The 18,658-nt window shown below is 59.0% G+C and carries 15 protein-coding genes and 2 pseudogenes; 8 read left to right on the top strand and 9 right to left on the bottom strand.

Annotated elements, in window-relative coordinates:
* Positions 1-11 precede the first annotated feature (11 nt).
* Genes paaX through HMPREF1024_RS09460 form a run of 3 tightly spaced genes read left to right on the top strand, consistent with a single transcriptional unit; the run spans position 12 to position 1,963 of the window.
* Complete coding sequence (gene paaX / locus HMPREF1024_RS09450) at positions 12-938, top strand: phenylacetic acid degradation operon negative regulatory protein PaaX (protein ID WP_020316482.1); 927 nt, start codon at positions 12-14, stop codon at positions 936-938.
* Positions 939-947: 9 nt separating this feature from the next.
* Positions 948-1,544, top strand: coding sequence for a phenylacetic acid degradation protein PaaY (gene paaY / locus HMPREF1024_RS09455; RefSeq protein WP_002902883.1), 597 nt, complete (start codon positions 948-950; stop codon positions 1,542-1,544).
* Between the two features lie 8 nt (positions 1,545-1,552).
* Positions 1,553-1,963 (top strand): GFA family protein, encoded by a 411-nt coding sequence (locus HMPREF1024_RS09460; RefSeq protein ID WP_086618175.1) that lies wholly within the window; start codon positions 1,553-1,555, stop codon positions 1,961-1,963.
* 36 nt (positions 1,964-1,999) lie between these two features.
* Here the strand turns inward: HMPREF1024_RS09460 and azoR are convergent, their stop codons facing one another.
* The gene (gene azoR, locus HMPREF1024_RS09465) at positions 2,000-2,605 is read right to left on the bottom strand and encodes an FMN-dependent NADH-azoreductase (protein ID WP_002902889.1); all 606 of its coding nucleotides are present in this window, start codon (positions 2,603-2,605) and stop codon (positions 2,000-2,002) included.
* A gap of 204 nt (positions 2,606-2,809) precedes the next feature.
* Between azoR and hrpA the strand changes: the two genes are divergently transcribed.
* Entirely contained in the window at positions 2,810-6,712 is a 3,903-nt protein-coding gene (gene hrpA, locus HMPREF1024_RS09470; protein WP_009308996.1) for an ATP-dependent RNA helicase HrpA, read from the top strand.
* Positions 6,713-6,772: 60 nt separating this feature from the next.
* On the opposite strand, the gene HMPREF1024_RS09475 is transcribed toward hrpA, so the two are convergent.
* From HMPREF1024_RS09475 to HMPREF1024_RS09500, 6 genes are all read right to left on the bottom strand, one after another.
* Positions 6,773-7,447: an O-methyltransferase gene (locus HMPREF1024_RS09475; RefSeq protein ID WP_020324670.1), complete on the bottom strand. Its 675-nt coding sequence runs from the start codon at positions 7,445-7,447 to the stop codon at positions 6,773-6,775.
* Positions 7,448-8,827, bottom strand: coding sequence for an efflux transporter outer membrane subunit (locus HMPREF1024_RS09480; RefSeq protein WP_004190382.1), 1,380 nt, complete (start codon positions 8,825-8,827; stop codon positions 7,448-7,450).
* On the bottom strand, positions 8,824-9,909 hold the full coding sequence (locus HMPREF1024_RS09485; RefSeq protein ID WP_002902965.1) for an HlyD family secretion protein: 1,086 nt from the start codon (positions 9,907-9,909) through the stop codon (positions 8,824-8,826). The genes HMPREF1024_RS09480 and HMPREF1024_RS09485 overlap by 4 nt, the downstream gene beginning before the upstream one ends.
* Positions 9,910-9,937: 28 nt before the next feature.
* Positions 9,938-11,590 carry an MFS transporter gene (locus tag HMPREF1024_RS09490; protein WP_009308993.1) on the bottom strand — a complete coding sequence of 551 codons (1,653 nt, stop codon included), beginning with the start codon at positions 11,588-11,590 and terminating at the stop codon, positions 9,938-9,940.
* On the bottom strand, positions 11,590-12,021 hold the full coding sequence (locus HMPREF1024_RS09495) for a MarR family winged helix-turn-helix transcriptional regulator (RefSeq protein ID WP_002902969.1): 432 nt from the start codon (positions 12,019-12,021) through the stop codon (positions 11,590-11,592). Before HMPREF1024_RS09495 ends, HMPREF1024_RS09490 begins: the two co-directional genes overlap by 1 nt.
* Positions 12,022-12,128: 107 nt before the next feature.
* Positions 12,129-13,076 (bottom strand): LysR family transcriptional regulator, encoded by a 948-nt coding sequence (locus tag HMPREF1024_RS09500; protein WP_009308991.1) that lies wholly within the window; start codon positions 13,074-13,076, stop codon positions 12,129-12,131.
* Between the two features lie 100 nt (positions 13,077-13,176).
* Between HMPREF1024_RS09500 and HMPREF1024_RS09505 the strand changes: the two genes are divergently transcribed.
* Positions 13,177-14,175 carry an aldo/keto reductase gene (locus tag HMPREF1024_RS09505; RefSeq protein WP_002902972.1) on the top strand — a complete coding sequence of 333 codons (999 nt, stop codon included), beginning with the start codon at positions 13,177-13,179 and terminating at the stop codon, positions 14,173-14,175.
* A gap of 154 nt (positions 14,176-14,329) precedes the next feature.
* Here HMPREF1024_RS09505 and HMPREF1024_RS0126850 read toward each other — a convergent pair.
* Both HMPREF1024_RS0126850 and HMPREF1024_RS31360 read right to left on the bottom strand, forming a co-directional pair.
* Positions 14,330-15,605: pseudogene (locus HMPREF1024_RS0126850) on the bottom strand (Glu/Leu/Phe/Val dehydrogenase).
* A gap of 211 nt (positions 15,606-15,816) precedes the next feature.
* Positions 15,817-15,963: a hypothetical protein gene (locus tag HMPREF1024_RS31360; protein ID WP_004224524.1), complete on the bottom strand. Its 147-nt coding sequence runs from the start codon at positions 15,961-15,963 to the stop codon at positions 15,817-15,819.
* A 169-nt stretch (positions 15,964-16,132) separates the two neighbouring features.
* Between HMPREF1024_RS31360 and HMPREF1024_RS09510 the strand changes: the two genes are divergently transcribed.
* From HMPREF1024_RS09510 to HMPREF1024_RS09520, 3 genes and pseudogenes are all read left to right on the top strand, one after another.
* Entirely contained in the window at positions 16,133-17,338 is a 1,206-nt protein-coding gene (locus HMPREF1024_RS09510) for a bifunctional succinylornithine transaminase/acetylornithine transaminase (protein ID WP_009308984.1), read from the top strand.
* Positions 17,339-17,356: 18 nt separating this feature from the next.
* A pseudogene (gene astA, locus HMPREF1024_RS09515) lies at positions 17,357-18,377 on the top strand (arginine N-succinyltransferase).
* Positions 18,368-18,658 (top strand): aldehyde dehydrogenase family protein (locus HMPREF1024_RS09520; protein ID WP_009308979.1); only part of this gene is annotated, 291 nt, incomplete at its 3' end. The pseudogene astA and the gene HMPREF1024_RS09520, both read left to right, overlap by 10 nt.

Here is an 18,658-nt window from a genome sequence, read left to right as displayed (position 1 = left end):
GAATGAATCAGATGAGTAAACTCGACGCCTTTATTCAACAAGCGGTGACGGCGATGCCCATCAGCGGCACGTCATTAATTGCCTCGCTGTATGGCGACGCTTTATTACAACGCGGTGGGGAAGTGTGGCTGGGCAGCGTCGCGGCGCTGCTGGAAGGATTAGGCTTCGGCGAGCGCTTCGTACGCACCGCGCTGTTTCGCCTCAATAAAGAAGAGTGGCTTGATGTTGTCCGCATCGGCCGGCGCAGCTTCTATCGCCTGAGTGATAAAGGGCTGCGCCTGACCCGGCGCGCGGAGCATAAAATTTATCGCGCCAGTGCCCCGGAATGGGACGGTACCTGGCTGCTGCTGCTTTCGGAAGGCCTGGAGAAAAATGTGCTCGCCGACGTTAAAAAGCAGCTGCTGTGGCAGGGATTTGGCGCGCTGGCGCCGAGCCTGCTGGCCTCGCCGTCGCAAAAGCTGGCCGATGTCCAGTCTCTGCTCCACGAAGCGGGCGTCGCCGAAAACGTCATCTGTTTTGAAGCCCATTCGCCGCTGGCGCTCTCCAGAGCGGCCCTGCGCAGCCGGGTGGAGGAGTGCTGGCATCTCACCGAACAAAATGAGATGTACGAGGCGTTTATCGCCTTGTTCCGACCTCTACTGCCGCTGCTGCGCGATTGCGACCCGTCAGAGTTGACGCCGGATCGCTGTTTCCAGATCCAACTGCTCCTTATCCATTTCTATCGCCGGGTGGTGCTCAAAGACCCGCTGCTGCCGGAAGAGCTCCTGCCGGCGCATTGGGCAGGGCAAACCGCCCGCCAGCTGTGTATCAATATTTATCAACGCGTGAGTCCCGGCGCGCTGGCGTTCGTCAGCGAGAAAGGTGAGAGCTCGGTGGGCGAGCTCCCGGCGCCGGGTCCGCTCTATTATCAGCGCTTTGGCGGTTTGCCGGGCGCATAAGGAGGTTGCATGCCGATATATCAGATTGATGGACTGACGCCGGTGGTGCCGGAGGAGAGTTACGTTCACCCGACCGCGGTGTTGATTGGCGACGTGATCCTCGGCAAAGGGGTCTATGTTGGGCCCAACGCCAGCCTGCGCGGCGACTTCGGGCGCATCGTGGTCAAAGACGGCGCCAATATTCAGGATAACTGCGTGATGCATGGCTTCCCCGGCCAGGATACGGTGGTGGAAGAGGAGGGCCATATCGGCCACGGCGCTATTCTGCACGGCTGCGTGATTGGCCGCAACGCGCTGGTGGGCATGAGCGCGGTGATTATCGACGGGGCGGTCATTGGCGAAAACAGCATTGTCGGCGCTTCGGCCTTTGTCAAAGCCAACGCCGAGATGCCCGCCAACCATCTGATTATCGGCAGCCCGGCAAAAGCGATTCGCACCCTGAGCGAACAGGAGCTGGCGTGGAAAAAACAAGGTACCCGTGAATACCAGGCGCTGGTGGAACGCTGTAAGCAGACGCTGCACCAGGTGGAGCCATTACGGGAAGTCGAAGCAGGGCGTAAGCGGCTGGCGTTTGATGAAAACCTGCGGCCAAAAGCCGCAACCTGAGGGGTAAAATTATGGCAGAGAAATTATCCGCTCACTGTCACTGCGGTGCGGTGGCGTTTACCGTGGAACTCAGCGACGGCTTCAACACCGTTCGGCGCTGTAACTGCTCATATTGTCGCATGCGTGGGGCGGTCGCGGTCTCTTCGCCGCGTTCAGGAATGGAGGTGGTACGCGGAGGGGATAAGCTCACAGAGTATCGCTTTAATACAGGGGAAGCCGTGCACTTTTTCTGCTCGGTATGCGGGATCTACACCTTTCATCAACGGCGATCAAACCCAGAGCAGTATGGGGTGAATGTGGCCTGCATTGACGGCGTTTCGCCTTTCGATTTCCCTTGCGTGGAGGTCAACGACGGCGTGAATCATCCAAAAGATGGCGGCGGAGGCGTGGTGGGGTATTTACGCTACGAGAAAAAGTAAAACTCTCCTCCCGCAGGAAGCGAGAGGAGTGAAATATTAGGCTGCAACCACGCTGTCGATGGCCGCTTTCGCGTCAGACTGCGCTTTGGCCGCGACTTCCGGGCCGTAAGCGATACCTTCGGCGAACACAAAGTTCACGTCGGTGATGCCGATGAAGCCGAGGAAGGTGGACAGGTATGGGGTGACCAGGTCGGTCGGAGTATCTTTATGGATACCGCCGCGGCTGGTAACGACGACCGCGCGTTTACCGGTTACCAGACCTTCCGGCCCTTTCTCGGTGTAGCGGAAGGTGACGCCGGCGCGAGCCACCAGGTCGAAATAGTTTTTCAGCTGCGTCGGGATGTTGAAGTTGTACATCGGCGCAGCGATAACAATCACATCGTTGCCTTTCAGTTCGGCGATCAGCTCGTCGGAAAGGGCCAGCGCTTCCTGCTGACGCGGAGTCAGCGGCGCGTCGCTCGGACGCAGGGCGCCAACCAGTTCGCCATCCAGAACCGGGATCGGATTGGCGGCCAGGTCACGCACGGTGATCTCATCGCCAGGGTGTTTTTCCTGCCATTGTTCAACAAAATAGTCGGAAAGCTGACCAGATTGTGAGTACCCTGCCAGAATACTAGATTTCAGAACTAATACTTTGCTCATGGGTGTTTCCTTTTTTTAATGTGATTGACGGGTCAATGCCCTGGTGCTTGTTGACACTGTATTCACAATCGCGCCACAGAGATAGCGCAATATATCGAATCCTATGTTCAGATTTTTTGAACAAGGCACGAATGACACAGATGTGATACTCTAAGGCAATACTTCAAAAGAGATTTTCCCGGCAGAGCTCTGCCCGATAACGCTATGACAGAACAACAAAAAATCACCTTCCCCCAGCTTTATCAACAGCTCGACGGCCTGATGCTGCGCGACAAAACGCGCTTTGCCCGCCGTCTACACGGCGTGAAGAAGGTTAAAAATCCTGAATCGCAACAGGCCATTCTGCAGGAGATGGCGCTGGAGATAAGCCAGGCAGCCGGTAAAGTCCTGCTGCGCGAAGCGGCGCGTCCGGCCATCACCTATCCGGAAAACCTGCCGGTTAGCCAGAAAAAACAAGAGATTCTCGAGGCGGTGCGCGACCACCAGGTGGTGATCGTCGCCGGGGAGACCGGTTCGGGTAAAACCACCCAGCTGCCCAAAATCTGCATGGAGCTGGGGCGCGGGCTGAAAGGACTCATCGGCCATACCCAGCCGCGTCGCCTGGCGGCGCGGACCGTCGCCAATCGTATTGCCGAAGAGCTGCAGAGCGAGCCGGGCGGCTGCATCGGCTATAAAGTCCGCTTCAGCGACCACGTCAGCGAAAACACCATGGTTAAGCTGATGACCGACGGTATCCTGCTGGCGGAGATCCAGCAGGATCGTCTGTTGATGCAGTACGACACCATCATTATCGATGAGGCGCACGAGCGCAGCCTGAATATTGACTTTCTGCTCGGCTATCTGAAAGAGCTCCTGCCGCGCCGCCCGGACCTGAAAATCATCATTACCTCGGCGACCATCGACCCGGAACGTTTCTCAAAGCATTTCAATAATGCGCCGATTATCGAAGTCTCCGGGCGGACTTACCCGGTGGAAGTGCGCTATCGGCCGATAGTGGAAGAGGCGGACGATACCGAGCGCGATCAGTTACAGGCGATCTTTGATGCGGTTGACGAACTGGGGCGCGAAGGGCCCGGCGATATTCTGATCTTTATGAGCGGTGAGCGGGAAATTCGCGATACCGCCGATGCGCTGAATAAGCTGGATCTGCGCCATACCGAAGTGCTGCCGCTGTACGCCCGCCTGTCCAACAGCGAGCAGAACCGCGTCTTCCAGCCGCACAGCGGAAGGCGCATCGTGCTGGCGACCAACGTGGCGGAAACCTCGCTGACCGTGCCGGGCATTAAGTACGTTATCGATCCCGGTACTGCGCGTATCAGCCGTTATAGCTACCGCACCAAGGTGCAGCGCCTGCCGATCGAGCCGGTTTCCCAGGCGTCCGCCAACCAGCGTAAGGGCCGCTGCGGCCGCGTTTCGGAAGGGATCTGTATTCGTCTTTATTCAGAAGACGATTTCCTGTCGCGCCCGGAATTTACCGACCCGGAGATTCTGCGCACCAACCTGGCGTCGGTCATCCTGCAGATGACCGCCCTGGGCTTAGGCGATATCGCCGCCTTTCCGTTTGTCGAAGCGCCGGATAAGCGCAATATCCAGGACGGCGTACGCCTGCTGGAAGAGCTGGGCGCCATCACCACCGATGCGCAGGCAACGGCTTATAAGCTAACCCCGCTGGGCCGCCAGCTCAGCCAGCTACCGGTGGATCCGCGTCTGGCGCGCATGGTGCTGGAGGCGCAGAAGCACGGCTGCGTGCGGGAAGCGATGATCATCACCTCCGCGCTGTCGATCCAGGACCCGCGCGAGCGGCCGATGGACAAACAGCAGGCCTCTGACGAAAAACATCGCCGCTTCCACGATAAAGAGTCTGATTTCCTCGCCTTCGTCAATCTGTGGAACTACCTCGGCGAGCAGCAGAAGGCGCTGTCGTCGAATCAGTTCCGCCGCCAGTGCCGGGTCGATTTTCTTAACTATCTGCGCGTGCGCGAGTGGCAGGACATCTACACCCAGCTGCGCCAGGTGGTGAAAGAGCTCGGCCTGCCGATCAACAGTGAGCCGGCGGAATATCGCGAGATCCATACTGCGTTGCTGACCGGTCTGCTGTCGCACATCGGCATGAAAGATGCCGATAAGCAGGAGTTTACCGGCGCCCGTAATGCGCGGTTCTCTATCTTCCCCGGCTCCGGTCTATTCAAGAAGCCGCCGAAGTGGACGATGGTTGCGGAGCTGGTCGAGACCAGCCGGCTGTGGGGGCGTATTGCCGCGCGCATTGAGCCGGAGTGGGTGGAGCCGGTAGCGCAGCACCTGATCAAGCGCTCATACAGTGAGCCGCACTGGGAGCGGTCGCAGGGCGCGGTGATGGCGACGGAAAAGGTCACCGTCTACGGCCTGCCGATCGTTGGCGCGCGCAAGGTCAACTACAGCCAGATTGATCCGGCGCTGTGTCGTGAGCTATTTATCCGCCACGCGCTGGTAGAGGGCGACTGGCAGACGCGGCACGCCTTCTTCCGCGATAACCTGAAGCTGCGCGCGGAAATCGAAGAGCTGGAGCATAAGTCGCGCCGCCGCGACATCCTGGTGGATGACGAGACGCTGTTCGAGTTCTACGACCAGCGCATTAGCCACGATGTCATCTCCGCCCGCCACTTCGATAGCTGGTGGAAGCGGGCCAGCCGTGAAACGCCAGACTTGCTCAATTTTGAAAAGAGCATGCTGATTAAAGAGGGGGCGGAGCAGGTCAGTAAACTGGACTACCCGAATTTCTGGCATCTGGGCAACCTCAAGCTGCGGCTTAGCTATCAGTTTGAACCTGGCGCCGATGCCGATGGCGTAACGGTGCATATTCCGCTGCCGCTGCTCAACCAGGTAGAGGAAGCCGGGTTTGAATGGCAGATCCCTGGCCTGCGTCGCGAGCTCATTATCGCGCTGATAAAATCGCTGCCAAAGCCGGTACGGCGCAATTTCGTCCCGGCTCCCAACTATGCGGAAGCGTTTCTTGGCCGGGCGACGCCGCTTGAGCTGCCGCTGCTCGATTCGCTGGAGCGCGAGCTGCGTAAGATGACCGGCGTGACCATCGACCGCGAAGCCTGGCAGTGGGATCAGGTGCCCGATCACCTGAAAATCACTTTCCGGGTGGTGGATGATAAAAACAAGAAGCTGCAGGAAGGGCGCTCGCTGCAGGCGTTGAAAGACGCCCTGAAGGGCAAAGTGCAGGAGACGCTGTCGGCGGTCGCTGATGACGGTATTGAGCAGAGCGGGCTGCATATCTGGAGCTTTGGCACCCTGGCGGAAAGTTACGAACAGAAGCGCGGTAACTATAAGGTGAAAGCCTGGCCGGCGCTGGTGGACGAGCGCGACAGCGTGGCCATCAAGCTGTTTGATAATCCACAGGAACAGCAGCAGGCCATGTGGCGCGGTCTGCGTCGCCTGCTGCTGCTCAACATCCCGTCGCCGATTAAGTATCTGCACGAGAAACTACCGAATAAAGCCAAGCTTGGGCTCTACTTTAACCCGTACGGCAAAGTGCTGGATCTGATTGACGATTGCATCTCCTGCGGTGTTGATAAGCTTATCGACGAGGCGGGCGGTCCGGTGTGGACGGAAGAGGGCTTTAGTCAGCTGCACGATAAAGTGCGAGCCGAGCTCAACGACACGGTGGTGGAGATCGCTAAACAGGTCGAGCAGATCCTCACCGCGGTGTTCAATATCAACAAACGGCTGAAAGGCCGGGTGGATATGACCATGGCGCTGGGGCTGTCGGATATCAAAGCGCAGATGGGGGGTCTGGTGTATCGCGGCTTTGTCACCGGCAACGGTTTCCGCCGTCTTGGCGATACGCTGCGCTATCTGCAGGCGATTGAAAAGCGTCTGGAGAAGATGGCTATCGATCCGCACCGCGATCGGGCGCAGATGCTTAAGGTGGAGAGCGTGCAGCAGGCGTGGCAGCAGTGGCTGAATAAGCTACCGCCGAACCGCCGTGAGGACGACGATGTCCGGGAGATCCGCTGGATGATCGAGGAGCTGCGGGTCAGCTTCTTCGCCCAGCAGCTGGGCACCCCGTATCCTATCTCGGACAAGCGAGTGTTGCAGGCGATGGAGCAAATTACCCCATAGCCTGGCTGGTTGTCCCCGGTGGCGCTGCGCTTACCGGGGCTACTGGTCAGGCGTCCACGCTTAAGCGTTTACCCACGCCAGAGTAAAGCCGTCCCAGCCTTTAGTGCCCACGGTTTGCAGCGCCGTTGCCGTCAACCGTGGCTCGGCGCCCATCATCTCAATGAACTGACGCACGCCCTGAACGCGCTCGTCGGCGCTCTGTGGGTTGACCACTTCGCCGTCGCGTACCACGTTATCGCCAATAATTAAGGTTCCTGGGCGGGAATAACGTAGCGCCCAGCGCAGATAATGGGGGTTATTCGGCTTATCGGCATCGATGAAGATCAGGTCGAAAGCGGGACATTCGCCAAGCGCCTCCAGGGACTGTAGCGCGGGTCCCTCCCGTAGCGTGACCCGCTGGTCAACGCCCGCCAGCTGCAGATTCTCCCGCGCCACCTGGGCATGATGCGCGTCGGCCTCCAGGGTGAGGAGTTGGCCGTCTGCAGGAAGCTCGCGCGCCATCCAGATGGTGCTATAGCCGCCGAGGGTGCCGATCTCCAGTATCCGCTTAGCCTGGGTTAGCCGTACCAGCAGGGCGAGAAACTGACCCTGATTGGCGGCGACATCGTGTGCCGGGAGCCCGGCACGATGGTTGTTTTCCAGTACCCGATCGAGCACAGGATCGCCGGGAATTAAGGCCTTAATCAAATAATTGTCTACTGCCGACCACTGTTGTTGCATATGACGCTTCCCCATTTAGCTCCCTGATGAGTCAGACCAGCCGCCTCCCAGCGCCCGGTACAGATCGATCTGCGCCAGCAGCAGGTTGTTCTTCACCTGCACCACGCTAAGCTGGGTGGAGAACAGCGTTCGCTGGGCATCAAGCACATCCAGATAAGAAGAGTAGCCGTTACGGTAGCGGTTTTGTGCAATACGTAAGGTTTCCTGGGCAACGGTCTCTTGTTCCTGAAGCTCAGTTAACTGTTCGCCATAGCGACTGATGGCGTCCAGGCTGTCATTGACCTCTTTGAACGCGCTGCGCACCGTTTTCTCATAGCTATAGAGCGCCTGGTTGCGCTGGGCCATGGAGACGTCCACCTGGGCATTTAACGCCTGGCGGTTTAGCAGCGGCGCCAGAATACTGCCGCCAAGACTCCACAGCCGCAGCGGGTTGTCCAGCAGATCCGGCAGCGTCCGGTCCTGCAGGCTGCCGGTAGCGGTCAGGTTAATAGAGGGCAGCAGCTGCGCCTGCGACGAGGCCAGCGTGGCGTCGGCGGCCACCAGCTGGCGCTCGGCCTGAGCGATGTCCGGACGGCGGTTGAGCAAGGTGGACGGCAGCTGCGACGGCAGACGCAGCGGGGTAAGCTGGGCGAACTCGCCGCGTTTTACCGCGCCAGGGTTATCGCCGAGCAGCACGCTGAGCGCATTTTCCTGCTGCGCAATCTGGTGCTGTAGCGGCGGGATCTGCGCCCGCGTTGACCGCAGCTCCGAATCCGCCTGCATTAGCTCAAGGCGTGAAGTATACCCGGTTTCAAACTGACGTTTGGCCAGGCGCCACGCGTCTTCCCTTGATGTTAGCGTCTGCTGGGTCACCCGCAGCTGCTCATCCAGCGACAGCAGCGTGACGTAGCCAACGGCCACCGAGCTGGCGACGCTCAAATTGGCGGCGGCGGCGGCGGCTTTCTGCGCCTCAAGGCTGGCCCCGGCGGCGTTGGCCGCGCTGCGGTTCGCTCCCCAGATATCGACATCATAGCTGGCGGTCAGGCCGCCCTTATACAGTGTGCTGTGGATCGGCAGGCCGGTGGCGGCGGACTGCGTCCGGGCGCGGGTGCCGGTGAGGCTGGCGTCCAGTGACGGAAACAGGCTGCTGTCGGCGGCGTAAGCGCGCGCCTGATACTCATTCACCCGCTCGCGGGCGATCAGCACATCGCTGTTATAGCGCAGCGCCTGGTCGACATACTGATTGAGGGTACTGTCATGAAAATTGCGCCACCATACGCCCTCCACCGGGCTGGCCGGGCCAACGTCGGCCCGCCAGGCGGCAGGAATGGTCAGGGTCGGCTGCGCGCGCTGCACATCGGCGGATTGACAGCCGACCAGCGCCAGAACGATAGCAAGGGCGACCGGGCGGATCATGGTTGTTTCTCCGCACGGGTATCAATAGTCACCTGCACCGACATCCCCGGCCGCAGGCGTTCGCTGTTGTTTTGCCCGTCGTTGACCGTAATACGCACCGGGATGCGCTGGGCGATCTTGACGAAATTGCCGGTGGCGTTGTCCGGAGAGATGGCGCTGAACTCCACCCCGGTCGCCGGGGAGATACTCTGCACCTTGCCGTGGAAGGTCTCGCCGTTGAGCGCGTCTACGGTGAAGGTGACCGGCTGGCCAACGCGTACTTCGGCCAACTGGGTCTCTTTGAGGTTGGCAATCACCCAGTGCTGCGGCGGAACCAGCGAGGTCAGATGGGTTCCGGCGCTGACATAGGCGCCAAGACGCACCGAGATCTGCCCCAGCTGGCCGCCGGTGGGGGCGATAATCTGGGTATTCTGCAGGTCGATCTGCGCCAGCTCAAGCGCCGCTTTGGCGCTGGCCACGTCGGCCTCCAGCGAATCGCGATTGACGATGGTCGATTCACGGTCCTGGCGCGACATCTCCAGCGCCGCTTTCGCCTGCTCAATATCCGCCGCCCCTTGCGCCGCGCTGGCCCGCGCCGAATCACGTTCGCGGATCGACAGCGAACCGTCGGCGGTTAACTGCTGGATGCGTTTTAAATCGGCCTGGATTTTCAGATTCTGCGCGCGGGCGTTTTGCAGCGCGGCTTCATTCTTGGCGATCGTCGCCTCGGCGCTTTTGCGCTGTTGCAGGTTATTGCGCAGCGCGGCCTCTTTCATCGCCAGGGTAGCCTGGGCCTGATGCACCCGCTGTTTATAGATGCGATCGTCTATCTGGAACAGCACCTCGCCCGGCTGGACAATCGCGAAATCTTTGACGTTGACGGCGGTGATATAGCCGTTGACCTGCGGGCTAATAAAGGTGGTCTGCCCGCGCACATAGGCGTTGTCGGTAAACTGGCTATGACGAGTGAACGGCGGCAGTTGCCAGGCGTAGAGGATCACCAGCACGCCGACGAGGCCTATCGCCGCGGCGGTAAAAATGGAAACCACGCGAATATTATTCCGGGTGTTGGCCTGTTGTTTGGCCGCATCCTGCTGACTCATAACGACTCCAGAGATGAAATGATGATAATTATTTGCTGCCGGTAGCGCGTTGCAACGCGATACGGGCAGTCAGTCGTAAGCGAATTAAGCGCCAGAAAACCCACACTAGTGTCCCGGCGGAGATCGCCGCCGTCAGCAGATAGGTATCATTCCAGGCGAGAATATTGGCCTGCAGCGTCGCGGCGTTTTGCAGCAGGGTGGTGGCCTGAACGTTGAGCAGCGTACTGTCGCCAATCTGGCTCTGATACATCTGGCTGTACTGCTGCAGCCGCTCGACGATCAGCGGGTTCAGGGTGGTTATCTGGTCCGCCAGCTGGCTGGAGTGGAATTTCTCACGCCAGGTCTGGAAGGTGCCGAGGATCGCCGAGCCGAGCAGCCCGCCAATGTTCTGGCTCATACCGAACAGCACCGAGAAGCTGACCAGGTTGCGCGGGTCGGCAAACACGCCGCCAATCCCGGCGAGCATCGCCGGGGCCAGAAAGAAGGCGCTGCCGAAGCCGAGTAAAAACTGGCTGAACATTAATTGTTCCGGACGGGTGAGGGCGTTGGACTGGCTGTCGAGCAGCGAGGCTATCATGATCAGCGCCAGGGCGGTGGCGGTCGGCCAGTAGAGCTTCTGCGGGTTGAGCGTCAGACAGCTGGCAATGATCCCGCACAGAATACCGGCGAAAATCGACCACGCGAGGTTAGTCATCTGTTCGTTTTGCAGGCCAACGAACTGCAGCCAGCCGATGACCCCGGTGTTCTGCTCCGCCAACACGATGCGGATCAACAGCATAATCAGGCCCAGACGCACGATGCTGCCGCTGGAGAGCCATTTGGTATTGAGCAGGGGGTTGCTGCGGTTATGCTCGAAGGTAATCGCAGCGACGATCAGTATTACCGCCGCCGCCAGCGCCCAGCCGATCCACGACGCTTCAAACCACCACTCGAGCCGCCCCAGCGACAGCACGGCGCACACCAGCGCCATGCCGGGCGCCAGCAGAAAGAAGGTAATGAAATCCTTTTTTTCGAACACTTTTTTACGATCGCTTGGCGGCAGTTTTAGCGCGATGACGCAGGCCAGCGACACCAGCGCCAGGCCCAGCTCAAAGAAGTAGAGACCGCGCCATTCATCGGTCTGCAGCAGTTCGGTGGAAAAGAGGCGCGCCAGGGGAATGGCCAGCGACGAGCCGGTGATGCCGATAGTCAGCCCTTTCAGGCGATGGCGCGCAGGCCAGGCCTGTACCTGGTAGTAAATCCCCAGCGAGCTGAGCGCCGCGGCCACCATGCCATGGGCGGCGCGAACCATCATCGCTGAGCTGAGATCGTTGACGAAGAGGTGGAAAAAGGTGACCAGCACATAGAGCACCAGAAAGCCTTCGGTGAAAGCGCGCAGGCCAAACTGCTGGCGGAATTTCACCAGCAGCAGGTTGATGGAGACGTTGGTCATCACGTATACCGCCGGCAGCCAGGCGATTTCTGTCGACCAGGCGGCGAAGGTACCCTGCAGCAGCTGCAGGTTGGCGGTGACCACTGCGTTGCCCAGCGCGCCGGTGAGACATACCAGCAGACCGACCACGCCGTAGGCAAGGCGTTTCGCCGGACTGTGCAGCGGCGTCGACGGCGAACCGAGCAGAGCCGGTTTTTCATGCGGCGCCCAGTCATGCGGGGCGTAGGGGTTATCCTGGCGACGGGGCATTATTTCTTCTCCACTTCGCGCAACAGCTTTTCCAGCACCCGCTGGGTTTGCTCCTGCTCCTGTGGGGTAATCGCCGTCAGGATCTCTTCGCGCAGATCGTCAGCCACCGTTTTGACCTGTTCATAGAGGGCCTTCCCTTTGTCGGTGACCACCAGCAGTCGCTTACGTTTGTCGCTGGCGGTGGTGATGCGCTCAACCAGTCCGAGGGCGACCAGACGATGGATCAACGGCACAATGGTCGGGCTCTCCACCCCCAGCTCCTGCGCCAGTTCGCTTTGCGACAGCGGCTGCTGGTGGCGGGCGATGGACGCTACCGCCACCCAGCTGGCCTGGCTGAGACCGAGATTTTTCAGCCGACGATTGACCGCCAGCCGCCAGTGGTGCGCGGTGAGGTATAAAAGATGGGAGAAGGTAAGCTGTCGATTGTCCATAGGTCGTCTGTCAATATCGTTAGAGCTCTAACGATTTTATGCCGGATAACCGCCGGAGTTCAAGATGAAGGATAGAAATTGGTTAACGGTATGTACGTTAATTGTAGTTAATCTTCCGGCCGCGATCCGTGTCGTGCGGTCTGCTGACCGAGGATATTTTTATTCTGCGCCATCACCCAGGCGATAAAGGCCCGCAGGGGGGCGGGAATATGTTTCCGGCTTGGGTAGTAGACGCAGAAATGGTCGGCAGGATAGCGGTAGTCGGGTAACAAATGGACCAGGCTGCCGGCGCTCAGCTGCTGCGTCACCAGCGACTGATAGACAAAGGCGATGCCTAATCCGCTCTCCGCGGCCTGGATCATTGCGCTATCGGCATCGACGACCAGATCGCCTTTAACCGCGACCTCGCTAAGCTCGCCGCTGGGGCCAATAAACTCCCAGCGGTACTTCTCACCACCAGGAAAACAGCGGTTAATGCAGCGGAAATTAACTAATGACTGCGGGGTGTCGGGCTCTCCGGCTTCGCGTATATAGTCCGGGCTGGCCACCGGGATCAGCGATAGTTTCTCGCCAAAGGGGATGGCAATCATCTCTTTGGGCACATCCTGCGAATAGCGAATGCCGGCGTCAAAACCGGACTCGATAATATTGACTTTCCGATCGGTGGCATACAGTTCGAGCGTCACATTGGGACAGGCGTTTTTAAAGGCGATAAAATAGTCTTGAAAAAACAGGTCAATAACAATGCGCGGTAAATTAACTTTCACCACGCCTTCCGGAGTCAGACGGTGATAATTCAGACTGTCCACCACCCGGCGATAATCATTGACCACCGGCGTTATATTATTAAGAAATTCCTCACCCACTGCGGTTAATGACAAACTGCGCGTTGAGCGATTTAGCAGGCGCACGCCTAACTTTTCTTCCAGATGATTAATAGCGACGGTAAGGGCCGGTGGGGAAAGGTTTAACGCTTTAGCGGCCTGACGAAAACTGCCATGTTTCACTATGAGTATTAATATTTCTATTTGTTGCAGATCGGGCAAGGTTTTCATTGTTAATTTCCAGCTAACACCGCGTTCGGAATAGATTAATTGTTATCAATATGAAAGGGAAGTATATATTTAATGCCATTCAGCAATTAAGGAAAATAAGATGAAAACACGTTATCTTGGAAAAGAGAAGTTTCAGGTTTCCGCATTAGGTCTCGGATGTATGGGTATGAGTTTTGCCTATGGCGGCGCTGAAACGTCGCAGGCGATAAATACGATCCATGCCGCCATGGACATGGGCGTGACCTTCCTGGATACCGCCGAAGTATATGGTCCTTTCGATAATGAAGTTCTGGTCGGAAAAGCGATTAAAGGTTTTCGCGATAAGGTGCAGATTGCCACCAAATTTGGATTTCGTATTTTGCCGACCGGCCAGGGTCTGGAGCGGATGGCCGGCGTTGACAGCCGTCCGGCACATATTCGCGAATCAGTGGAAGGGTCGCTGAAGCGACTGAATGTCGAGACCATCGATCTGCTCTATCAGCACCGCGTCGATCCCGCGGTACCGGTGGAAGAGGTGGTGGGCACTATGGCCGATCTGGTTAAAGAGGGTAAAATTCGCCATATCGGTCTGTCGGAAGTATCTGCTCAGACGCTGCGCCGGGCCTGCAAGGTACATCCGATCGCTGCCGTGCAGACGGAATATTCGCTATGGAGCCGCGAGCCGGAGGCCGGTATTCTCCACACCTGCCGCGAGCTGGGGGTCGGCTTTGTGCCATACAGCCCGCTTGGCCGCGGCTTCCTGACGGGGACAATTACCGATCCCGGCGTTTTGGCAGCGGATGATTTCCGCCGCCATCTGCCGCGCTTCCAGGCCGAAACCATGCGCAAAAACCAGCTGCTGCTTGAGCGCCTGCAGCAGGTGGCCACCCGCTATGACGCGACCCTTGCGCAGATTGCCCTTGCCTGGGTGATGAGCAAAGGCGAGGATATCGTGCCTATCCCGGGGGCGAGGAAAATTGCTCACCTGCGCGACAATGCCGGCGCCGCGAATATTACCCTCGCGGCGGAGGACATCCTCACCATCGAACATATTTTCACTGCCGACAACGTCACTGGCTTACGCTATACCCAGGGCGACTTTGATTTAATCGAAAAATAATCCCCTACGGGCAGCGGATGGTTATTACTTGCGTGACGTTGTCACCTTTGCCGAACAACTCCTCGTCAGATAGCGCACATCCTCGGCGGTTAACGGCGCGGCAAAGAAAAAAGGGGCGGCGCAAGGCCACCCCTGATGCGGTTGCTGATGGGGATCAGCCCGGGTAGATGCCGCGGTCTTTACGCGCCATCAGGATGCGCTCGCAGGCCACGATATAGGCGGCGGTGCGCAGCGTACACTCTTTCTCGGCGGCTTTATCCCAGACGTGCACGATAGCGTCGGTCATAATGCGGTCCATCTTGGCGTTGATCTCCTCTTCGCTCCAGAAGAAGCTGGCCATGTCCTGTACCCACTCAAAGTAGCTGACGGTCACCCCGCCGGCGTTGCAGATAACGTCCGGCACCACGATCACGCCGCGCTCGGCCAGCACGTCGTCCGCTTCCGGATAGGTTGGGCCGTTGGCCCCTTCCAGCACCAGTTTGCAGGTCAGCTTCTCCGCGCGCTCGCGGGTGATTTGCCCTTCCAGCGCCGCCGGGATCAGGATGTCCATCGGAGTGGTCCAGAAGGCGTCTTTATCGATCTCCTGGGCGCCCGGGAAAACCGGCAATCTGCTTTTTCTCCGCCTGCCAGGCGGTGAGGGCGGCCATATCGATTCCGCCTTCGTTATACAGGGTCGCGGTATGATCCTGAATAACCACGATACGAGCGCCGACGCCGGCGAACAGGCGGGCCGCTTCGCTACCGACGTTACCAAAGCCCTGCAGCGCCACTTTGGCGCCTTCAATTTCGATACCGGCGCGACGGGCAACTTCCCGGCCGGTGACAAACACGCCGCGTCCGGTGGCTTTTTCACGACCGAGGGAGCCGCCGAGGTGGATCGGTTTGCCGGTGACCACGCCGGTGATGGTGGTGCCATGGTTCATGGAGTAGGTGTCCATCATCCATGCCATCACTTTGCCATTGGTGCCGACGTCCGGCGCCGGAATATCTTTCTGCGGCCCGATAATAATGCCGATTTCGCTGGTGTAGCGGCGGGTCAGACGCTCCAGTTCACCTTCCGACAAGGAGAAGGGGTCGACGCGGATGCCGCCTTTGGCCCCGCCGTAAGGAATATTGACCGCGGCGCACTTAATGGTCATCCAGGCAGAAAGTGCCATGACTTCGTTAAGATCGACATCCGGATGGTAGCGAACACCACCTTTACCCGGTCCGCGCGACAGATTGTGCTGAACGCGATAGCCCTCGAAGTGGCGGATGGTGCCGTCGTCCATTTGCACAGGAATGTCGACGATCAGCGCGCGCTTCGGATGGCGCAGGGTTTCCACCCAGTAGGCAAGATCGCCGAGATAAGGCGCGACGCGGTCGATCTGGCGCAGGTAGGTGGTCCATGGAGATGTACTACTTTCAGATGCGTAAGATAACTTTTCCATAAGAGTCCTGTTTCTCAGTGTTATTTATGTCGTGTAAAACCGTGGAATAGCTACAGCAGTAAACTCTGTGCAATGAATGGTATCACCAATTTTATAAAGCGGTATTTGACGGCAATTCCGATTTTTAAATTTTTGTTAGATTTTTTATTTTTAAGTGAATAACTACGCACGTCAACCACCCGCAAGCTGTGCATTTTAATTCACTTTTTATTCACTTAAGTGCATAAGAAAATATTTTTTCTATGTTTTTCATTATCTTGATGATCTTCAAAAAGTGAATAAATTGCTTTTGTCCGTATTGACAATCTTGTTGTTCACAGGCCAGCATTAGCCCACACAACAACATGGCATTAACCATGAATTAACAATTACCCGTAAAAAGAATAGGGCTTTATTTTTCTGTGGTGAATATTTTTACCATCGCAGCGGGCGCGCTCGTGTCCAAAATAAGCCGAGGGGCAGGGTTGATGTCGATTGTCCACCGCGACGGGAGCGTTTTCCGTCGTCTTACGTTCCGGAGATAAATTATGTCAGGCAGTATGACTCGCGAAGATTTTGACGCTTACCTGGTTCCCTGTTTTGCCCCCGCGCCGTTTATTCCGGTCAGAGCGGCGGGCTCCCGCGTCTGGGACCAGCAGGGGAAAGAGTATATCGATATGGCGGGCGGCATCGCAGTGAACGCCCTGGGCCATGCTCACCCGGCGCTGGCTCAGGCCCTGCAGGATCAACTGGCGAAACTGTGGCATATCGGCAATGGCTATACCAACGAGCCGGTGCTGCAGCTGGCGAAAACCCTCGTGCAGTCGACCTTTGCCGACAAGGTGTTTTTCTGCAACTCCGGCGCCGAAGCCAACGAGGCGGCCCTTAAGCTGGCGCGGAAATATGCCCACGATAAGTTTGGCGGTGAAAAAAGCGAAATCATCGCCTTCAACCACGCCTTCCACGGCCGCACGCTGTTCACCGTCTCCGTTGGCGGCCAGCCGAAATATTCCAGCGATTATGCTCCGCTGCCGCAGGGCATTACCCATCTGCCCTATAACGATATCGAGGCGGTCACCGCGGCGATCTCCTCGCGCACCTGCGCGGTGATCGTCGAGCCGATTATCGGCGAAGGCGGGGTGATCCCGGCGGACCCGGCGTTCCTGCAGGCGCTGCGTACCCTCTGCGATCGCCATCATGCCACCCTGATATTCGATGAGGTGCAGACCGGCGCCGGGCGTACCGGCCATCTCTACGCCTACCAGCATTACAACGTCGTCCCGGACATTCTCACCAGCGCCAAAGGGCTGGGGGGCGGCTTCCCGATCGGCGCGATGCTGGCGAAAGAGGCCTGGGCGCAGGTCTTCCAGCCAGGCACCCATGGCACCACCTTCGGCGGCAACCCGCTGGCGGCAACCGTCGCTAACGCCGTGCTGGCCCATCTCGATGCGCCGCTGCTGGCGGGCGTTGGCGAGCGCCATGCGCTGATCGTTGACCAGTTGAATGCGATCTCTGCCCGTTACGATGCGTTCAGCGCCGTGCGCGGCACCGGTCTGCTGATCGGCGCTGAGCTGGCGGGGCTGCTGCGCGGCAAGGCCAAAACGTTGACCAACCTGGCGGCGGAAGAGGGGCTGATCGCCCTGATTGCCGGCCCGGACGTGCTGCGCTTCGCGCCGGCGCTCAATATCCCGCTGGCGGATATTGCGGAAGCCTTCGTGCGCCTTGATCGCGCCGTTGCCCGCTTAACCCGCTAACCGGGAGGACGGCCTGTGATGCTATTTCGTCCCGTACGGGAAAACGATCTCGACGACATCGTCCGCCTCGCCGCGCGGCGGGGTCGGCATGACCTCTTTACCGCATGACGTCGGGCGCCTGGCGGCCCGGATCCGGCGCAGTATCGAGACCTTCGCCGGCGAACTGCCGCGCAGTCAGCAGGGTTTCCTGTTTGTGCTGGAGGACACCGCGCTGGCGCGGGTGGTGGGGGTGAGCGCCATTGAGGTCGCAGTGGGCCTGGATGAGCCGTTTTACAATTTTCGCATTCAGAAAACGGTGCGCGCCTCGAAAGCGCTGGGAGTCTATAAGCCCCAGGAGCTGCTTAATCTCAGCTATGACCACACCGGGCACAGCGAACTGTGTACGCTGTTTCTCGACCCGGCGTATCAGCGCAACCGCAATGGTCTGCTGCTCTCCAAGGCGCGCTTTTTATTTATCGCCGCCTTTCGCGAGTGGTTCTCCCCGCACCTGTTTGCCGAACTGCGCGGCTGCAGCGATGAGCAGGGACAGTCGCCGTTCTGGGATGCGCTGGGCCATCATTTCTTCGACATCCCGTTCGCCGATGCCGACCGGCTGACCGGCACCGGCATGAAAACCTTTATTGCCGAACTGATGCCGGCGTACCCGATCTATATCTCACTGCTGCCGGAAGCGGCCCGCGGGGTCATCGGTCAGGTGCATCCCAATACCGCCCCGGCGCGGGCGATCCTCGAGAAAGAGGGTTTCAGCTGGCGCGGCTCGGTGGATATTTTCGATGCCGGTCCGGTGCTGGAGGCGGACACCGATCAGATCCGCGCCGTGCGCGACAGCCAGAGCCTGCCTGTCCGGCAGCTGATGGGCGACCTGCCGGCGCCAACCCTCGTCGCCAACGGTCAATTCGACAACTTTCGGGCGCTGCTGGTGGCCCACGAAGAGCAGGTCTCGCTTGACAGCGCCGCGCTGGACGCGCTGCAGGTCAGTGAAACCGACCGCGTTTATACGGTAACCCTGAATCCAGAGGACAACAGATCATGGCGGTAAAAGCACAGTTTATAGCCGGGCAGTGGCTGCCAGGCAGCGGCGCAACGATGAGCAAACTGGCCCCGGAGGATCAGTCGCTGCTGTGGCAGGCGGCCAGCGCGGGGGCTGACGACGTCCAGGCGGCCTGCGCCGCGGCGCGCGCGGCGTTTTATCCCTGGTCGCACCGGCCGCTGGCCGAGCGTATTGACGTCGTACAGCGTTTTGCCGCGCTGCTGGAGACGCATAAAGAGGCGCTGGCGACCCTGATTTCCCGCGAGACCAGCAAGCCGCTGTGGGAGACC

The organism is Klebsiella sp. 4_1_44FAA (assembly GCF_000238715.1).
Taxonomy (GTDB): domain Bacteria; phylum Pseudomonadota; class Gammaproteobacteria; order Enterobacterales; family Enterobacteriaceae; genus Klebsiella; species Klebsiella pneumoniae.
The sequence above is the reverse complement of the archived record's forward strand: the minus strand, read 5'-3'. Positions and strand labels throughout refer to the sequence as shown.